Origin of the sequence: uncultured Lutibacter sp. (genome assembly GCF_947493565.1) — a bacterium.
Lineage (GTDB): Bacteria > Bacteroidota > Bacteroidia > Flavobacteriales > Flavobacteriaceae > Lutibacter > Lutibacter aestuarii.
Window position 1 is genome coordinate 1 of sequence record NZ_CANLRG010000015.1, and the last position, 16054, is coordinate 16054.

Below are 16054 nucleotides of genomic sequence, written 5' to 3' on the forward strand. Positions count from 1 at the left end.
GAAAATAATGGGGAACCTCAAGACTTCCCTGATTTTACTCGTGGAAACTGGATCAAAAGAAAACCTTACAACTGGATTAAAGACACCTACTAATGTAATTTGGGTTTATTAATATTGAATTAATGTTGCTAAAGAGAGTACTTATCCTTTTACGGTACTCTCTTTTAAAAAAAACATATAAAATATTGATAATCAATAAGATAAAAAATAAAATTTAAATTAACTCAATGAATATAAAATTAATTATTAACTCAAACTAAGTTTTATGAAAAACAGAATTTCAAATGTATTTTTGATTTTAATGCTTGGCTTTACATTTACCTTGTATGCCCAAGAAAAAACGGTCTCCGGTGTTATTACCGATGCTACTGATGGAACTCCCTTACCAGGAGCAAGTATTAGTATAAAAGGATCTACAAAAGGAGTGATATCAGATTTTGATGGAAATTACTCTATAATAGTCGATGAAAATGAAACACTATTAATCACGTATGTTGGTTATGTTCCTCAAGAGTTTACTGTTGCAGGAAAAACTACTATTAATGTTCAACTTAAAGCTGATCAAAATGTTTTAGATGAAGTAGTTGTTGTAGCATATGGAACTCAAAAAAAGGAAGCGGTTACTAGTTCTGTAGCAACGGTTAAATCGGATGAATTATCAGATTTAACTGTATCAAATACTTCTTCAATGTTGCAAGGTAAAGTTGCAGGGGTTCAAGTTTCTGCTTCAGGTGGTTCACCTGGATCTACTCCTTCAATTTTAATTAGAGGGATGGCTTCTTTAAATGGAAATGTACAGCCACTTTGGGTAGTAGATGGTGTAATTCAGCATGGAACTCCTATAGTTAACCCAAATGATGTTGAATCTATGTCAGTATTAAAAGATGCTTCAGCAACATCATTATATGGTTCACGTGGTGCAAACGGTGTAATTATTATAACTACTAAAAAAGCTAAATTAGGTGTTAGCAAATTAACATTTACATCAAAAGTAGGAATCAATGAATTTACTTCAGGAAACTTTGAAGTAATGAATTCCGAACAATTGTATGATTACCATGCACTAATGGGGAATGTACAAGAATGGTATACGCCAGACTTGTTAGAAAGAGATTACGATTGGATTGGAAATGCAACTCAGTCTGCTTTAGTTCAAGATTATAATATGTCTTATACTTCTAGTAATGATAAAATGAGCACTTATTTAGCTGGAGGTTATTTTAATGAAGAAGGAACTATTAAAGGTTCTGAATTTGAACGTTATACTTTTAGATTAAATTTAGATTATAAAGTTAATGACAGACTAACTTTAAAACCAAAAGTATCTTTTAGTTTTGATGAAAGATACAACGCAGATCATAGTAGATATGCAATCTATACAAACTTACCTTGGGATTTACCTTTTGATGCTGAAGGAAACGCAGTAAAAGCTCAAGAATCTAATGATTGGATAGGAAGAGATCAATCAAACTATTATTATGATTTACAGTGGAACTATGGTACTAGTAAAGTTTTTAACATGAGTTTCAATGGAGATTTTGAATTTAAAATTTTAGATGATTTAACCTATATTTCAACAAATAACTTCACACTATATCACTCAAATAGTTTCTCTTATACTGATCCACTTTCAACAGGAGGTGAAGCTACTAATGGTAGTCTTTATAATTCTTCATCAAGAAGATTTACAAAACTAACAACTCAAATGCTTAAGTATACTAAAGAGTTTGACGACCATGCAATTACTGCTTTAGCAGGGTATGAATACAACGATTATGTTTATGAAGACATGGGAGCTACAGGAATAGGATTAATTGGTGGTGGTACTATATTAAATGTAACTTCAGAGCCTAAATCTATTTCAGGATATAAAAATGAGTATGCATTGCAATCTGGATTCTTAAATGTAGATTATTCTTATGGAAATAAATATTTTGCTAAAGCATCAATAAGAAGAGATGGTGCTTCAAACTTTGGTATTGATAATCAATATGGAACATTTTTTGCTTTAGGAGCTGGGTGGAATATTCACAATGAAGACTTCTTTAAAAGTGAAGTTGTAAATTCATTAAAGTTAAGAGCTAGTTATGGTTCTGTAGGGAACAGACCAGGCTCATTATACCCATACCAAAGCACCTACTCAGCAAGTACACATTATGATGCTGTTCCAGCAGCAACATTATCACAATATGGAAACCCAGATTTATCTTGGGAAAAATCTTACGAAACCAATATTGCAATTGACACAAGAATATTTGATAGATTTAGTGCAACATTAGAATACTACAATAAAAATACTTCAGACTTATTGTATTATGTTGATTTACCAGCGCTTTCTGGATTCAATGGATATTGGGAAAATGTAGGTGGACTTAAAAATACAGGTTTTGAAGCTGTATTGTCAGCAGATATTTTAAAAGATAACGATTTTAGCTGGAATGTTGGTTTCAATATTGGTATTAATAAAAATGAAGTTACAGAGTTATTTGATGAGCAAACTGAAATTCCTAGAGGTGATAAAATTTTCAAAATAGGAGAAGATATGAACTCTTGGTATATGCGTAAATGGGCAGGTGTTCATCCTGCAAATGGAGACCCTTTATGGGAAGTTGTTGATGACGAAACTGGTGAGATTTCTTATACCAGTAATTATAATGAAGCAACTGAACAAATAGTAGGTAATGGAAGTCCAGATTTTATTGGAGGTTTTTCATCTAATATGGAATACAAAGGATTTTCTTTAAATGCAAAATTTAGTTTCGTTAGTGGAGGTGAAATTTACAATAGTTCACGTTCATTATATGACTCAGATGGATTGTACCCAACATTTAATCAACAAGTGTTAGCTGATGGTTGGTCACGATGGGAAAACCCTGGAGATGAAGCTTCTCATCCAAGAGCTGTTTATGGTGGAAATAATAATTCAAACAAAACATCGTCTAGATATCTTGAAGATAGAAGTTATTTAAAACTTAAAAATGTAACATTTGGTTATAATCTTCCAGAAACTATACTGAATAAATTGAGATTAAGTGATGCTAGAGTGTATATCTCAGGAGATAATTTATTAACATTCACTAATTATTCAGGAATGGATCCAGAAGTAGGTGGATTAAGTGGTTCAACAAGTACTTCTTATCCAGTACCAAAGAGATTTGTATTTGGACTAAACTTTTCTTTCTAATTTAAAAACATACACAAATGAAAAAATTAATAGTATTACTTCCAATAATTGGATTATTGATCCTTTCTTGTGATATAGAAAGGAATCCATACGACGAAATTGCGGTAACAACGCTTTTTGAAAGTGAAGGAGCTTTACAAACAGCTACCTTAGGAAATTATGCCTTGTTAAAAGGTAAAAACGGTTTAGATGGTTGGAACGACCAACTACACAGATTAACAGAATACCCTGGAGATAATGTTTCTTTAAGTGGTAGTACTTCAGATCCTTTAAACTTTATTTATAATTATAGGGCTATTACAACTAATGGAAGAGTTGCTGATTTTTGGAATGATTCTTATAAAGTCGTAGTAGGTTGTAATGTAATTATAGAAGCTGCAGCTGAAGGTGAATCAGAAACATTAGATCAACTTTTAGGTGAAAATTATTACTTAAGAGCATTGGTATATTTTCAAATGGGAAACGTTTTTGGACGTCCATACAATCAAGGAACTTCTAATTTATCAGTTCCATTAAAATTAACATCAGATGTAAATGATATTCCTAACCGTCATACAGTAGGTGAAGTTTATGAGCAAGTTATCAGTGATTTATTAAAAGCTGAGATGTTAATGAATGAAGATAAGACAGCAACTTTTGCAACTAAAGAAGCAGCTCAAGCATTATTATCTAGAGTATATTTATATATGGAAGATGATGAGAATGCAGAGTTATATGCCGATAAAGTATTGAATTCTTCACGATATAATTTATTATCAAATGAAGAATATAAAAGAATGAATTATTTAAACCCTCAAGAAAGTTCTGAAGCAATATTTAGCATTACTTTAAATCAAGGAGCAGATTTACCTGGTCAGTATGATGATTGGTATACAGTTGGTGGATTATATGCAACAATTGATGGTAGTGGTTGGGGTGAAATGTACGCTTCTAGTTCGTATTTGAAATTATTAAATCAAAACGCAAATGATGCTAGACATTCATTTATTCAGCCACAATATCTTGAAGAAAATCCAGCAAATAGAAAACCTTGGATTATTTGGGTTGATAATTCTTATGTATATCAAACAAGGTTAACAACAGAAGTTGGAGGTATAATAACTTTTGAGCAAAATGGAACAACATATACTGTTGAAGAAGAAATAGTGAATGGTAAAACAGTTTATTATTTTATGAATGGTAGTGTTAAGCAATACGTTGATAAAGGTTTTGAAATGCCAAAACGTAACGGTTTCCCTAAATGGTTTATTATGAAAGCTTCTTTGCAAGAAGATGATGTACACTTATGGTCTCCAGCAGTTTCAAGATTAGCCGAAATGTATTTAAACAAAGCAGAATCTTTCGCTAAAAGAGGAATGGATCAAAAAGCTCTTGATGAAGTAAATATCATTAGAAATAGAGCCGGAATTCCTTCTTATACTTTAGCAAATATTCCGTCAGGAAAAACAGTTTTAGACATCGTTTTAGAGGAAAGAAGATTAGAATTTGCATTTGAAGGGCATAGAAAATTTGATGTATTTAGAAATGGTAGAACAATGGATAGAAGATATCCTGGAGGACATTTATGGGGAGCAAATCCATTATACGAAATACCAGCTACAAGTAATAGAGTAGTTGAATATTTACCTGAAAAACAAATTATTTTGCAACCTGGGTTAATACAAAACGATTAAGTAAATTATAAAAAAGCCCTGAAAAGGGCTTTTAATAACATAAAATTTTAATAATGAAAACACTAAATAAAATTAAAAAATTAACCACAGTTACTTTTTTAACATGTTTTATACTAATAGTAGCTTCTTGTTCTTTAGATGTAGTAACTCCAGATCCAGATAAATTGCCAGCAGTACCATTAGATAGAGCAGGTTGGGAAGTTATAGATTATAGTAGTCAAGAAGATCAAGGAGGAGAAGGAGATACTGGAAGATGTGCAGATATCTTGGATGGTAATGCAGATACATTTTGGCATACTTGCTGGGCTGGTTGTACACCAACACCTCCTCATTATATTGTTGTAGATATGCAACAAGAGTTTGAAGTAAATGGTTTCTTTTTATTACAAAGACAATCACTTTCTAGAAATATTGAAACTTGTGAAATTCAAGTAAGTAATGACAATGTAAATTGGGAATCTTTAGGTGATTTTACACTTGAAAAAGTTAAGGATCAACAAGATTTAGCTTTGCCAGAAACTAAATCATTTAGATATTTTAAATTTATGGTAAAAACTGTTTTTGATGGATCTGACAATGCAGCTTTAGCAGAATTATCACCTTACTTTTAAAAATTTAAATTCAATTTTAAAATCCAAAGCAATAAAATGCTTTGGATTTTTATTATCCATAATATACAATCAAAGTTTAAAATAGCTTTAACTACATAAAAGAGAAACCCATTTAGCAATGAAAAAACCTATGAATATATTTTTAAATTTTATATTTTTTTATAGTGTTGTTTTTTTGAATATATCTTGCAGTAAAAATGATCAAGATACACCAATTATTGAACAACCTGATCCGCCAATTACAACTAATAATTTAACAATTTCTATTCCTTGTGAGGGCAATAGTTGGGTTGTTAACAATCCTGAAGCTACTAGTAATGTTGTAGGTACAAATGGTATTAAGAATTGGACAAACTCAAACGATAAAATTAGAACTTATTTTTATGCAACATCTACAGGAGATATTGAAGTAGGAATTAGAGCCAAATTCACAGGTGCCACAAAGCTTAAAATATCATTAGGAACAAACACTAAACAAGTAGATTTTGAAGCCTCAAATACGGCTATTAAACATTCTGTAGGCTCATTTAAAATTGATAAAATTGGTTATCATTATATTGAATTAGAAGGGTTTTCAAAAGAAGGAAGTTCTTTTGGGGAGATATCAGATATTTTATTAGGTGATTCCACTTGGAATTCAAATATTGATTATGTAAAACCAGATTGGTTTTATTGGGGAAGAAGAGGTCCGTCTGTACATTTAAATTTTGAAGAACCTGCAAATAAAAATATTACTTGGTTTTATAACGAATTAACTGTTCCTGAAGGAATGGATCCTATAGGTTCTTATTTTATGGCAAATGGCTTTTCTTCGGGGTACTTTGGAATGCAAGTAAATTCAGCTACAGAAAGACGGATTCTATTTTCGGTTTGGAGTGCTTATGACACCCAAGATCCAAATCAAATTCCAGATGAATATACAGTACAACCACTCGGTTATGGAGATGGAGTAACCGTTGGTGAATTTGGAGGAGAAGGTTCGGGTGCTCAAAGTTATTTTGTTTACAATTGGACTCCTGGTACAACCTATAAATTTTTGCTAAAAGGAGAATCAAATGCAGATAATTCAATAGATTATACCGCTTATTTTTATGCTCCTGAAATTGGAGATTGGAAATTAATAGCAAGTTTTAGAAGACCTTTTCCAACTGGAGCGCACTTAACTAGACTACATTCTTTTTTGGAGAATTTTGATACCACAATGGGAGATCATATTAGAAAAGTAGATTATACCAATCAATGGGTTTACGATACGGATGGAAATTGGAATGAAATGACTTCAGCAACTTTTACCACAGATAATACAGGTGCAAGTGGTGTAAGATTTGATTATGATGGGGGATCAGAAGGAGATAGTTTTTTCTTAAGAAATTGTGGTTTTTTTAGTGATAATGAAACACCGAATACTTCCTTTTCAAGATCTTCAAATGGAACACCTCCTGTTATTGATTTTTCACAGTTAGAAGTTCCTGAAATTCCTGTTGAAGTTATACCTAACTTTTTAGATAGAACAAATTGGTCTGTTATTGACTATAGCACACAAGAAGATCAAGGAGGTGAGGGCTCTACAGGATTAGCTGCTGATATTTTAGATGATGATGTAAATACTTATTGGCATTCTTGTTGGTCTGGTTGCACTGCAACAGCACCACATTATATTATTGTTGATATGGGAGCATCTAAAACAGTTGATGGGTTTAGGTTTATCCAAAGACAATCTCTATCAAGAGCCGTAAAAGATGTAGAATTACAAATAAGTGAAGACAATGCTACTTGGGAAAGTTTAGGTGATTTTGTAATAAATAAGTCAGCTAGTGCACATGATATTGATTTAAATGAAGCAAAAACCTTTAGATATTTCAAGTTTGTGGCAAAAACTTCTCATGATGGAACTGAAAATGCTGCTTTAGCAGAGATAAAACCTTATAATTTTTAAGCATAATAATTGTTTGAGTTAATTTTTAAAAGCCTTTATAAATAGTTATTTAAAGGCTTTTATTTTATACCTAACATAAAACTATGAACTTTTATAGTAATGAGTAAAATATTAGTAACAGGAGCTAACGGTCAATTAGGAACCGTTTTAACTAAAAAATTGGCAGAAAAATATGGAGAAGAGAATATTATTGCATCCGACTTAAATTCAGCCAATAACCATCAGTTTGAAATTTTAGATGTAACAGATTTTAATGCACTAAAAAAAATAGTATTAAAATATAAGATTACTCAAATTTATCATTTAGCAGCTATACTATCAGCTAATGGTGAAAAATATCCGTTAAATACTTGGGATATTAATATGAAAACTTTTTTTAATGTTTTAGAAGTTGCTAGACTACATCAAGTAGAAAAAGTATTTTTCCCTAGTTCAATTGCTGTATTTGGAAATAATATTGAAAGAATTAATACTCCACAATCACCCAACTTAACACCTTCTACTGTTTATGGTATTAGTAAAGTTGCAGGAGAAAATTGGGCAAAATATTATTTTGATAAATATGGATTAGATGTTCGTTCAATTAGGTATCCAGGTGTAATAGGGCATCAATCTTTGCCAGGAGGAGGAACCACAGATTATGCAGTTGATATTTTTCATAAAGCGGTGAATAATGTGAATTTTGAATGCTTTTTAAGTCCTGAAACAACATTGCCAATGATTTATATGGATGACGCCATTAGAGCAACAATTGAGCTAATGGAAGCACCTAAAAACAATATAAAAGTTAGAACTTCTTATAATATTGCAGGAATGAGTTTTAATCCTAAGCAATTAACAAAAGTTATTCAAAAAACATATTCTACTTTTAAGGTATCTTATAAACCAGATTTTAGACAGCAAATTGCTGAGTCTTGGCCTATGAGTATTGATGATAATAACGCAAAGCAAGATTGGAATTGGGCGCCTAAATATAACTTGGAAACAATGGCTGAAGATATGATACTTCATTTAAAAGAAAAATATGAAAAAGAAAATTGTTTTATTTAAGTAGAATAAGTGATTTTTTAAAACTATTTTATATTTGCAGGAAAGTAGAAATATGAAAAGTTATAATGTAAAATTAATAGAAAAAGGTGTTTATAATTTAACCAATACTAAAAATTCAATACCTTGGAATAAAGCTGAGGTATTGACAGACTTTATTTCACCTTGGGATAAAGAAATTCCTAAAAAAATTGAATTTAAAGCTCTTTGGGATACTAAAAACATCTTTTTCTGTTTTACAGTTTTTGATAATGATATTCATATAAATACAAAAGATGATAGTGTTGATAGCATAGCAAACTCAGATAGAGTGGAACTTTTTTTTAGATCAGATGCTTCTTTAAACCCTTATTATTGTTTAGAAATTGATCCAACACCAAGAATAATGGATTTTATGGCTTACCCAAATAGAGAATTTAATTTTGATTGGAATTGGCCGCAAGAAGCTATAAAAGTGAAATCTGAAATTTTAGATTCTAAATTTAGCGTTGAAATAGCAATTAGTATAGAATCACTTCAAAAATTTAATTTAATAAAGAATAACCAAATAGAAACAGGCATTTTTAGAGCAAAGTATACAAAGAATGAACAATCAGATTTTGAACCTATTTGGATTACTTGGGTAAATCCTAATACTAAGGAACCGGATTTTCATACACCAACTTCATTTGGAGTTTTAAATTTATTGAAAGAATAGCAAATTATTAAATGTAATTGTTCGCATTTTCAGAATTAATAATATCAATGGGTAGTAATTTTTTTGTAGGAATTTCTTTGTCAAAAATAAAATATTCAATAAGGTGTACAACCCCTAAATAAGCTTGTCTTTTAGGGTTTTGGTGTATTAAAAAATCAATGTCAAAACTCTTTAAATAATTTAAATTACTTTTTAGTAAATCGTAACCAACCAAAGCAATTTTCTTATCTAGTTTAGAAGTAATTTCAGCTACCTGAAAAGCTTTAGATGTAGTTACAAAAATTCCTGCAAGATTTGGGTGAGCTTCTATAAATTCATAAAATGAACGCTTAAAATTTGGGTGCTGTAAACTGCAAGTTTTTATAGTATAATTAGTGTTGTTTACTTGATTAAAATAGGCTCTAAATCCTTTTTCTTTTTCTTGTACATATATCGCATTTTCATAGTCTTCATCAATATGTAAAATAGCAATTAACCCTTTTTTTACAAGAATTTCTAAGAGTCTTCCTGCAACTTTTCCACTTTGAAATAAATCTTGACCTACAAAGCTTTTAATGACGTTAGATTTAAGGTAATTGTTGAATGTTACAGAAATAATTCCTAAAGCGTTGTAGTTTTTAACTATTTCAACAGCTTCTTTATAAAATAGGGGTGCTATTAAAACGGCATCTGGAGAAGTTTTTAAAATTTCTTCATTGTTTTCTATAAATGAGTTGGTATTTGTTGGATTAAAAAAATAGGTTTTAACAGCAATGTTAAATGAAATAAATTCTTCAATAGCATCGTTTATTCCATCAATACAACCTTCCCAATAAATGTCAATTTTTGGATCGGGTAATAAAACACAAATATTAAAAATTTTAGTGTTTTTTAAATTTCTAGCAATTAAATTGGGTCTGTAATCAATTCTGTCCAATACAGTATTAACTTTTTCAAGTGCTGTTTTGGATACTTTTCCTCTTTTATGTAAAACTCTATCAACAGTTCCTTTAGATACTCCTGCAATTTCAGCAATATCTTTAATCGTATATTTTTTATTCATCAAATACAAATATAGTAAAATCGAGTTTAAATAAGTAATTTATGTGTTCGATAACATTAAAAAATGTGTTCGAACACATTTTTGATTAAATTCCTTTGTAATATGGTTTTTCATGCGTACTTTAGCATCAAAAAACAAGAGAAAGAATATAAGATTTTAAGGGATATGATAAATTTAAATAACATAAAATGAGTGATATAAAGCCTACTCTTGTAATTTTAGCGGCTGGTATTGGAAGTCGTTATGGAGGCCTAAAACAATTAGATACTTTTACAGACGAAGGAGATACAATCATGGACTTCTCAATTTTCGATGCTCTTGAAGCCGGATTTGGGAAGTTTGTTTTTATTATTCGTAAAAATATTGAAGCAGAATTTAAAGAAGTATTTAATAAAAAATTAGAAGGTAAAGCTGAAGTAGCTTACGTTTTTCAAGAAGTTGAATATGTTCCAAAAAAATATGTAAATCCAAATAGAGAAAAACCTTGGGGAACAGGTCATGCTTTATTAATGGCTAAAGATGTTGTTAATGAAAATTTTGCCATTATCAATGCCGATGATTTTTATGGTAAAGAAGCATTTGAAATTATGGCAAAATCCTTAAAAGAAATTGATTCAAATTCCTATAATTTCAATATGATGGGATATTTGTTAAAAAATACAGTCTCAGATTATGGATATGTTTCTAGAGGTGAGTGTAAAGTTGATGCTAAAGGTTATTTAACAGATGTTACTGAACAAACTCATATTGAAAAAATAAATGGAAATATTATAAGAAAAGATGAAAATGGAGTGTATGTCCCTATAGATGAAAATGCTGTGGTTTCAATGAATTTTTGGGGATTTACACCAAAGTGTTTTGAGTTTGGAAGTCAGCTTTTTGAAGAATTTTTAGAAGAAAATAAAAACGATTTAAAATCTGAGTTTTTTATTCCATTAGTGGTTAATGAAATTTTAAAGTCAGGAATAGCTTCAGTTAAAGTGCTAACATCTAATGCAAAATGGTTTGGGGTAACTTATAAAGAAGATAAAGAGTTAGTACAAAACGAAATTGAAAAATTAAAAAAGAACAACATTTACCCATCAAAACTTTGGTAATATGGAATTAGAACATTTAAAAAAAGTATTCAATCAATTTAATCATTCAACTAATTTTTTAAATCACAAAGAATTGGTTTCTGGCCATATCAATGACACCTATTTAATAGAAACATCGGGTGATTCAAAATTTGTACTTCAACGCATCAATCATTTAGTTTTTAAAGACGTTTCAGGTTTAGTAACCAACAAAGTAAATGTAAGCAAGCATTTATTAACTAAATTAAAACACTTACCTAAAAATGAATTGAAACGTCGTGTTTTATCATTTGTGCCTGCTAAAAATGGAGATTATTATTATAATGATATCAACGGTAATTATTGGAATTTAATGGTTTTTATTGAGGATAGTGTTACTTTTGAAACGGTTAAAAATGAGGAAGTTGCCTATGAAGGAGGAAAATTATTTGGACGTTTTTTAAATTTAACAAGCGACTTTGATGCCAGTAAATTAACAGAGGTAATTCCAAAATTTCATGACATGTCTTTTCGATTCTCCCAATTTGAAGAATCGTTAAAAGTAGCTACAAAAGAAAGGTTGACAAAAGCAAAAGATCTTATCGAAAAAGTGCATCACTTAAAAGAGGAGATGCATATTATTCAGCGTTTGAAAGAATCTGGTGAAATTCAATTAAGAGTTACTCACAACGATACTAAAATTTCAAATGCACTTTTCGATAAAAATAACAAAGGACTTTGTGTAATTGATACTGATACGGTGATGCCTGGCGTAGTTCACTATGATTTTGGAGATGCCATAAGAACCATATGTAATACCGCTTCTGAAGATGAAAAAAACTTAGAACTGGTTAGTTTTAATTTAGATTTATATAAGGCATATACCAAAGGTTTTTTAGAAGAAGTAGAGTCTGCACTAACTCCAACTGAAATAAAATACCTTCCATTGGCTGCTAAAACAATGATTTTTATAATGGCTATTCGTTTTTTAACAGATTATTTAAATGGAAATATTTACTACAAAGTAGCATATCCAGAGCATAATTTTGACCGTGCAAAAAATCAGTTAAAACTTATTGAAAGTTTTGAAAAACAATTTACAGAAACCGAAGTCAAAATTAATAAATTATGAAATATGTAATTACAGGAGGTGCAGGGTTTATTGGAAGTCATATTGCAGAGCAGTTGTCAAATGAAGGTCATGAAGTAATTGTTTTGGATAACTTAAGAACTGGATTTGAAAATTTGTTTTTAGATGAGCGTTTGGGTGATATTAAACATTCGAAAGCTGACCCTTCAAAATTCAATAAATTAGGTTTTAAACCAGAATATTCAATAGATCAAGCTTTAGAAGAAACCATCAATTTTTACCATAAAGAATTAATTAATCAAACCAAAAAAATATACTAATGGCACAAATATCAAACGTAAAAAAAGAGCATCAAAACACCTTGATTCCGATTATAATAATAGCGGGGCTATTCTTTATTTTTGGATTTGTTACTTGGATTAATGGAGCTTTAATTCCATTTATGAAAACTATTAATGAATTAACAGATGCTCAATCGTATTTGGTGGCTTCAGCCTCCTATATCTCTTTTGTAGTTATGGCATTACCGGCTTCTTATATTTTAAACAAAATAGGATATAGAAAGGGAATGTCTTTGGGTTTAATTATTATGGGTATTGGAGCTTTAGTATTTATTCCAGCAGCAGAAGCTAGAACCTATTGGGTATTTTTATCAGGTATTTTTATTCAAGGAGTTGGAATGACTTTGTTACAAACAGCTGCAAATCCTTATATTACAATTTTAGGTCCTATTGAAAGTGGAGCAAGACGTATAGCTATTATGGGAATTGCCAATAAAGTAGCTGGGGCATTAGGATCATTAATTTTTGGTGCCTTATTATTATCAGGTATTGATGATGTAAAAGATAAATTAGGAACTGTTTCAGTTGAAGAAAAAAGTCAGTTATTAGATAACATGGCTAATAGTGTTTTTACACCATATATAACTATGGCTATAGTTTTGTTTATCTTAGGAGTTTTAATTAGAAAAGCGCCATTACCACATGTAGAAGCTGCTGTAGTAGAAGATTCTTCAGAAGGTGAAAAAACAAAAAAGAATATTTTTCAGTTTCCACATTTGTGGTTAGGCGTATTAACCTTATTTGTATATGTTGGAGCAGAGGTAATAGCTGGAGATACCATTATTGCCTACGGAATTTCTCTAGGTTTTTCTGCTGAAGATGCAAAATTCTTTACCACCTTTACATTAATGGCAATGGTTGCTACTTATGCTTTAGGTGTATTTTTAATTCCAAAGTATATAAAACAAGGCACAGCATTAAAATTAAGTGCTTTATTAGGAATTATATTTAGTAGTTGTATTTTACTAACAACAGGTTTTACATCAATTTTATTTGTAGCAGCTTTAGGGGTTGCAAATGCATTGGTTTGGCCTGCGGTTTGGCCTTTAACATTAGAAGGCTTAGGAAAACATACCAAAACTGCATCAGCACTTTTAATTATGGCTATTTCTGGTGGAGCTATTATTCCACCATTATACGGTAAATTAGTGGATTCAAATAAACACGAATTAATAGCAAATGGAATTAAAGAAGCTGAAGCGTTGTCAACAGCTGCAACAAGTAGTTATTGGATTTTAATACCTTGCTATGCCATTATATTGTTTTTTGCAATTTGGGGGCATAAATATAAGAGTTGGTTCAAAAAGAACTAAAAAAATCAAAAAAGTAGAAATTAAAGAAATCAAAAGATAAAAAAATGAAAAGTAATTTAGATAAAGCAACAGATTTTGAGAAAAGATTTGAAAATGTTGATACTGTTATTTTTGAAAATTCAAAAAAAGCTTCAAAAGAAGTAGCCAAAGAAATTGCAAACCTTATTAAGGTAAAGCAAAGTCAAAAACAGCCATGTATTTTAGGTTTGGCTACAGGTTCATCACCAAAAGGATTGTATGCAGAATTAGTGCGTTTGCATAAAGAGGAAGGTCTAAGTTTCAAAAATGTGATTACTTTTAATTTAGATGAATACTATCCTATGGAACCAGATTCTGTAAATAGTTATGTTCGTTTTATGAAGGAATTATTATTTGATCATGTTGATATGATTCCTGAAAATTATAACATTCCTGATGGAACTTTATCTAAAGACGAAATTGCTGCTTACTGTGCAAATTACGAAGCAAAAATTGAAGCTTTAGGTGGAATCGATCTACAAATATTAGGTATTGGTGGAAATGGACATATTGGTTTTAATGAATCAGGGTCATTACAAAATTCAAAAACTCGTTTAGTAGCACTTGACCATATTACCAGAGTAGCCGCAAGCAAAGACTTTTCAGGATTAAATAATACTCCAAGAACCGCTATTACTTTGGGTGTAAAAAAAATTATGGAAGCAAAAAGAGTTATTTTATTGGCTTGGGGAGAGGGTAAATCCAATATCATTAGAGCTTCAGTTGAAGGGCAAGTAACCAATCAGGTACCGGCTTCTTTTTTACAAGAACATAACAATGCAGTTTTTGTTTTAGACAAAGAAGCTTCTTCTAAACTTACAAGAATAAACACGCCTTGGTTAGTTGAAAAAATTATTTGGACAGATAAAATGGTTCGTAAGGCGGTATTAGGGTTGGCAATGCATTTGAAAAAACCAATTTTAATGTTAACGGATGCAGATTATATAGAAAATGGAATGAGTGATTTATTAGCCGATTCAGGACCTGCTTATGACATAAATATTGAAATTTTTAATAAACTTCAAAACACCATTACAGGTTGGCCAGGAGGAAAACCAAATGCAGATGATAGTAAAAGACCTGAAAGAGCTGAACCAGCTAAAAAGAGAGTTTTGATTTTTAGTCCACATCCAGATGATGATATTATAAGTATGGGTGGAACTTTTATTCGACTTCAGCAACAAGGTCATGAAGTTCATGTTGCTTATCAAACCTCAGGAAATATTGCAGTAGCAGATAGTGAGGCACTTAGATTTGCAAGTTTTGTTTGTGACTATAATGAGAAATTTGGAATTCAAAGTCCTGATGCGGGAAAAATTTATCAAAAAGCAATTAAATTTTTAGAGAATAAAAAGGCAAGTGAAATAGACATCCCAGAAGTAAGATATATCAAAGGATTGATTCGTAAAGGTGAAGCAAGATCAACAGCACATTACGTGGGGCTACCAGATAGCCAAATTCATTTTATGGAACTTCCATTCTATGAAACAGGAGCCATTGAGAAAAAACCTATGGGAGAAGAAGATGTTAAAATTACCATGGATTTAATTTCTCAAATTAAACCACATCAAATCTATGCAGCGGGTGATTTGGCAGACCCACATGGAACTCATAAAGTTTGTTTAGATACAATTTTTGAAGCTGTAAAAAGACTGAAATCAGAAAAATTCATGGATGATTGCTGGTTGTGGTTGTATAGAGGAGCTTGGCAAGAATGGGGTGTTGATGAAATTGAAATGGCAGTACCATTAAGTCCAGATCAAGTTTTAGAAAAAAGATTTGGAATTTTTAAACACCAATCTCAAAAAGATGGAGTGGTATTTCAAGGAACTGACTCTAGAGAGTTTTGGCAACGTGCAGAAGATAGAAATAGAGAAACAGCTGAAATTTATGACCAATTAGGAATGGCTAGTTATGCAGCTATGGAAGCTTTTGTAAGATGGAAATATTAATCAATTACTTTGAACTATAATCTATGACACTTATAAAATCAATATCGGGAATACGAGGTACCATTGGAGGAGAAGTTTCTACAAATTTAACACCC

Annotated in this window: 11 protein-coding genes and 1 pseudogene; 11 read left to right on the forward strand and 1 reads right to left on the reverse strand. The window is 30.7% G+C overall.

What is annotated here, in order from left to right; genetic code table 11:
* The first annotated feature begins 265 nt into the window (after positions 1-265).
* The 6 genes from Q0714_RS13970 to Q0714_RS13995 all read left to right on the forward strand — a co-directional run bounded on the left by Q0714_RS13970 (position 266) and on the right by Q0714_RS13995 (position 9148).
* The gene (locus tag Q0714_RS13970) at positions 266-3184 is read left to right on the forward strand and encodes a TonB-dependent receptor (RefSeq protein ID WP_298266141.1); all 2919 of its coding nucleotides are present in this window, start codon (positions 266-268) and stop codon (positions 3182-3184) included.
* A 17-nt stretch (positions 3185-3201) separates the two neighbouring features.
* Positions 3202-4857: a RagB/SusD family nutrient uptake outer membrane protein gene (locus Q0714_RS13975; protein WP_298266143.1), complete on the forward strand. Its 1656-nt coding sequence runs from the start codon at positions 3202-3204 to the stop codon at positions 4855-4857.
* Between the two features lie 53 nt (positions 4858-4910).
* Entirely contained in the window at positions 4911-5468 is a 558-nt protein-coding gene (locus Q0714_RS13980; RefSeq protein WP_298266145.1) for a discoidin domain-containing protein, read from the forward strand.
* Between the two features lie 175 nt (positions 5469-5643).
* Positions 5644-7404, forward strand: a complete 1761-nt coding sequence (locus Q0714_RS13985) for a DUF3472 domain-containing protein (protein ID WP_298266147.1) — start codon at positions 5644-5646, stop codon at positions 7402-7404.
* Between the two features lie 99 nt (positions 7405-7503).
* Positions 7504-8454 (forward strand): NAD-dependent epimerase/dehydratase family protein, encoded by a 951-nt coding sequence (locus tag Q0714_RS13990; RefSeq protein ID WP_298266149.1) that lies wholly within the window; start codon positions 7504-7506, stop codon positions 8452-8454.
* A gap of 52 nt (positions 8455-8506) precedes the next feature.
* Positions 8507-9148 (forward strand): carbohydrate-binding family 9-like protein, encoded by a 642-nt coding sequence (locus tag Q0714_RS13995; protein WP_298266151.1) that lies wholly within the window; start codon positions 8507-8509, stop codon positions 9146-9148.
* A gap of 7 nt (positions 9149-9155) precedes the next feature.
* On the opposite strand, the gene Q0714_RS14000 is transcribed toward Q0714_RS13995, so the two are convergent.
* A complete protein-coding gene (locus Q0714_RS14000; RefSeq protein ID WP_298266153.1) occupies positions 9156-10190 on the reverse strand; it encodes a substrate-binding domain-containing protein in 1035 nt (344 codons plus the stop codon).
* 188 nt (positions 10191-10378) lie between these two features.
* Here Q0714_RS14000 and Q0714_RS14005 point away from each other — a divergent pair, with 188 nt between their 5' ends.
* The 5 genes and pseudogenes from Q0714_RS14005 to nagB all read left to right on the forward strand — a co-directional run.
* Positions 10379-11287 (forward strand): sugar phosphate nucleotidyltransferase, encoded by a 909-nt coding sequence (locus tag Q0714_RS14005; protein WP_298266155.1) that lies wholly within the window; start codon positions 10379-10381, stop codon positions 11285-11287.
* Position 11288: 1 nt separating this feature from the next.
* Complete coding sequence (locus tag Q0714_RS14010) at positions 11289-12377, forward strand: aminoglycoside phosphotransferase family protein (protein ID WP_298266157.1); 1089 nt, start codon at positions 11289-11291, stop codon at positions 12375-12377.
* Entirely contained in the window at positions 12374-12655 is a 282-nt protein-coding gene (locus Q0714_RS14015; protein ID WP_298266159.1) for a GDP-mannose 4,6-dehydratase, read from the forward strand. The genes Q0714_RS14010 and Q0714_RS14015 overlap by 4 nt, the downstream gene beginning before the upstream one ends.
* On the forward strand, positions 12655-13989 hold the full coding sequence (locus Q0714_RS14020) for a sugar MFS transporter (protein ID WP_298266160.1): 1335 nt from the start codon (positions 12655-12657) through the stop codon (positions 13987-13989). Before Q0714_RS14015 ends, Q0714_RS14020 begins: the two co-directional genes overlap by 1 nt.
* A 41-nt stretch (positions 13990-14030) precedes the next feature.
* A pseudogene (gene nagB / locus Q0714_RS14025) lies at positions 14031-15959 on the forward strand (glucosamine-6-phosphate deaminase); the annotation flags it as partial.
* Positions 15960-16054: the final 95 nt, after the last annotated feature.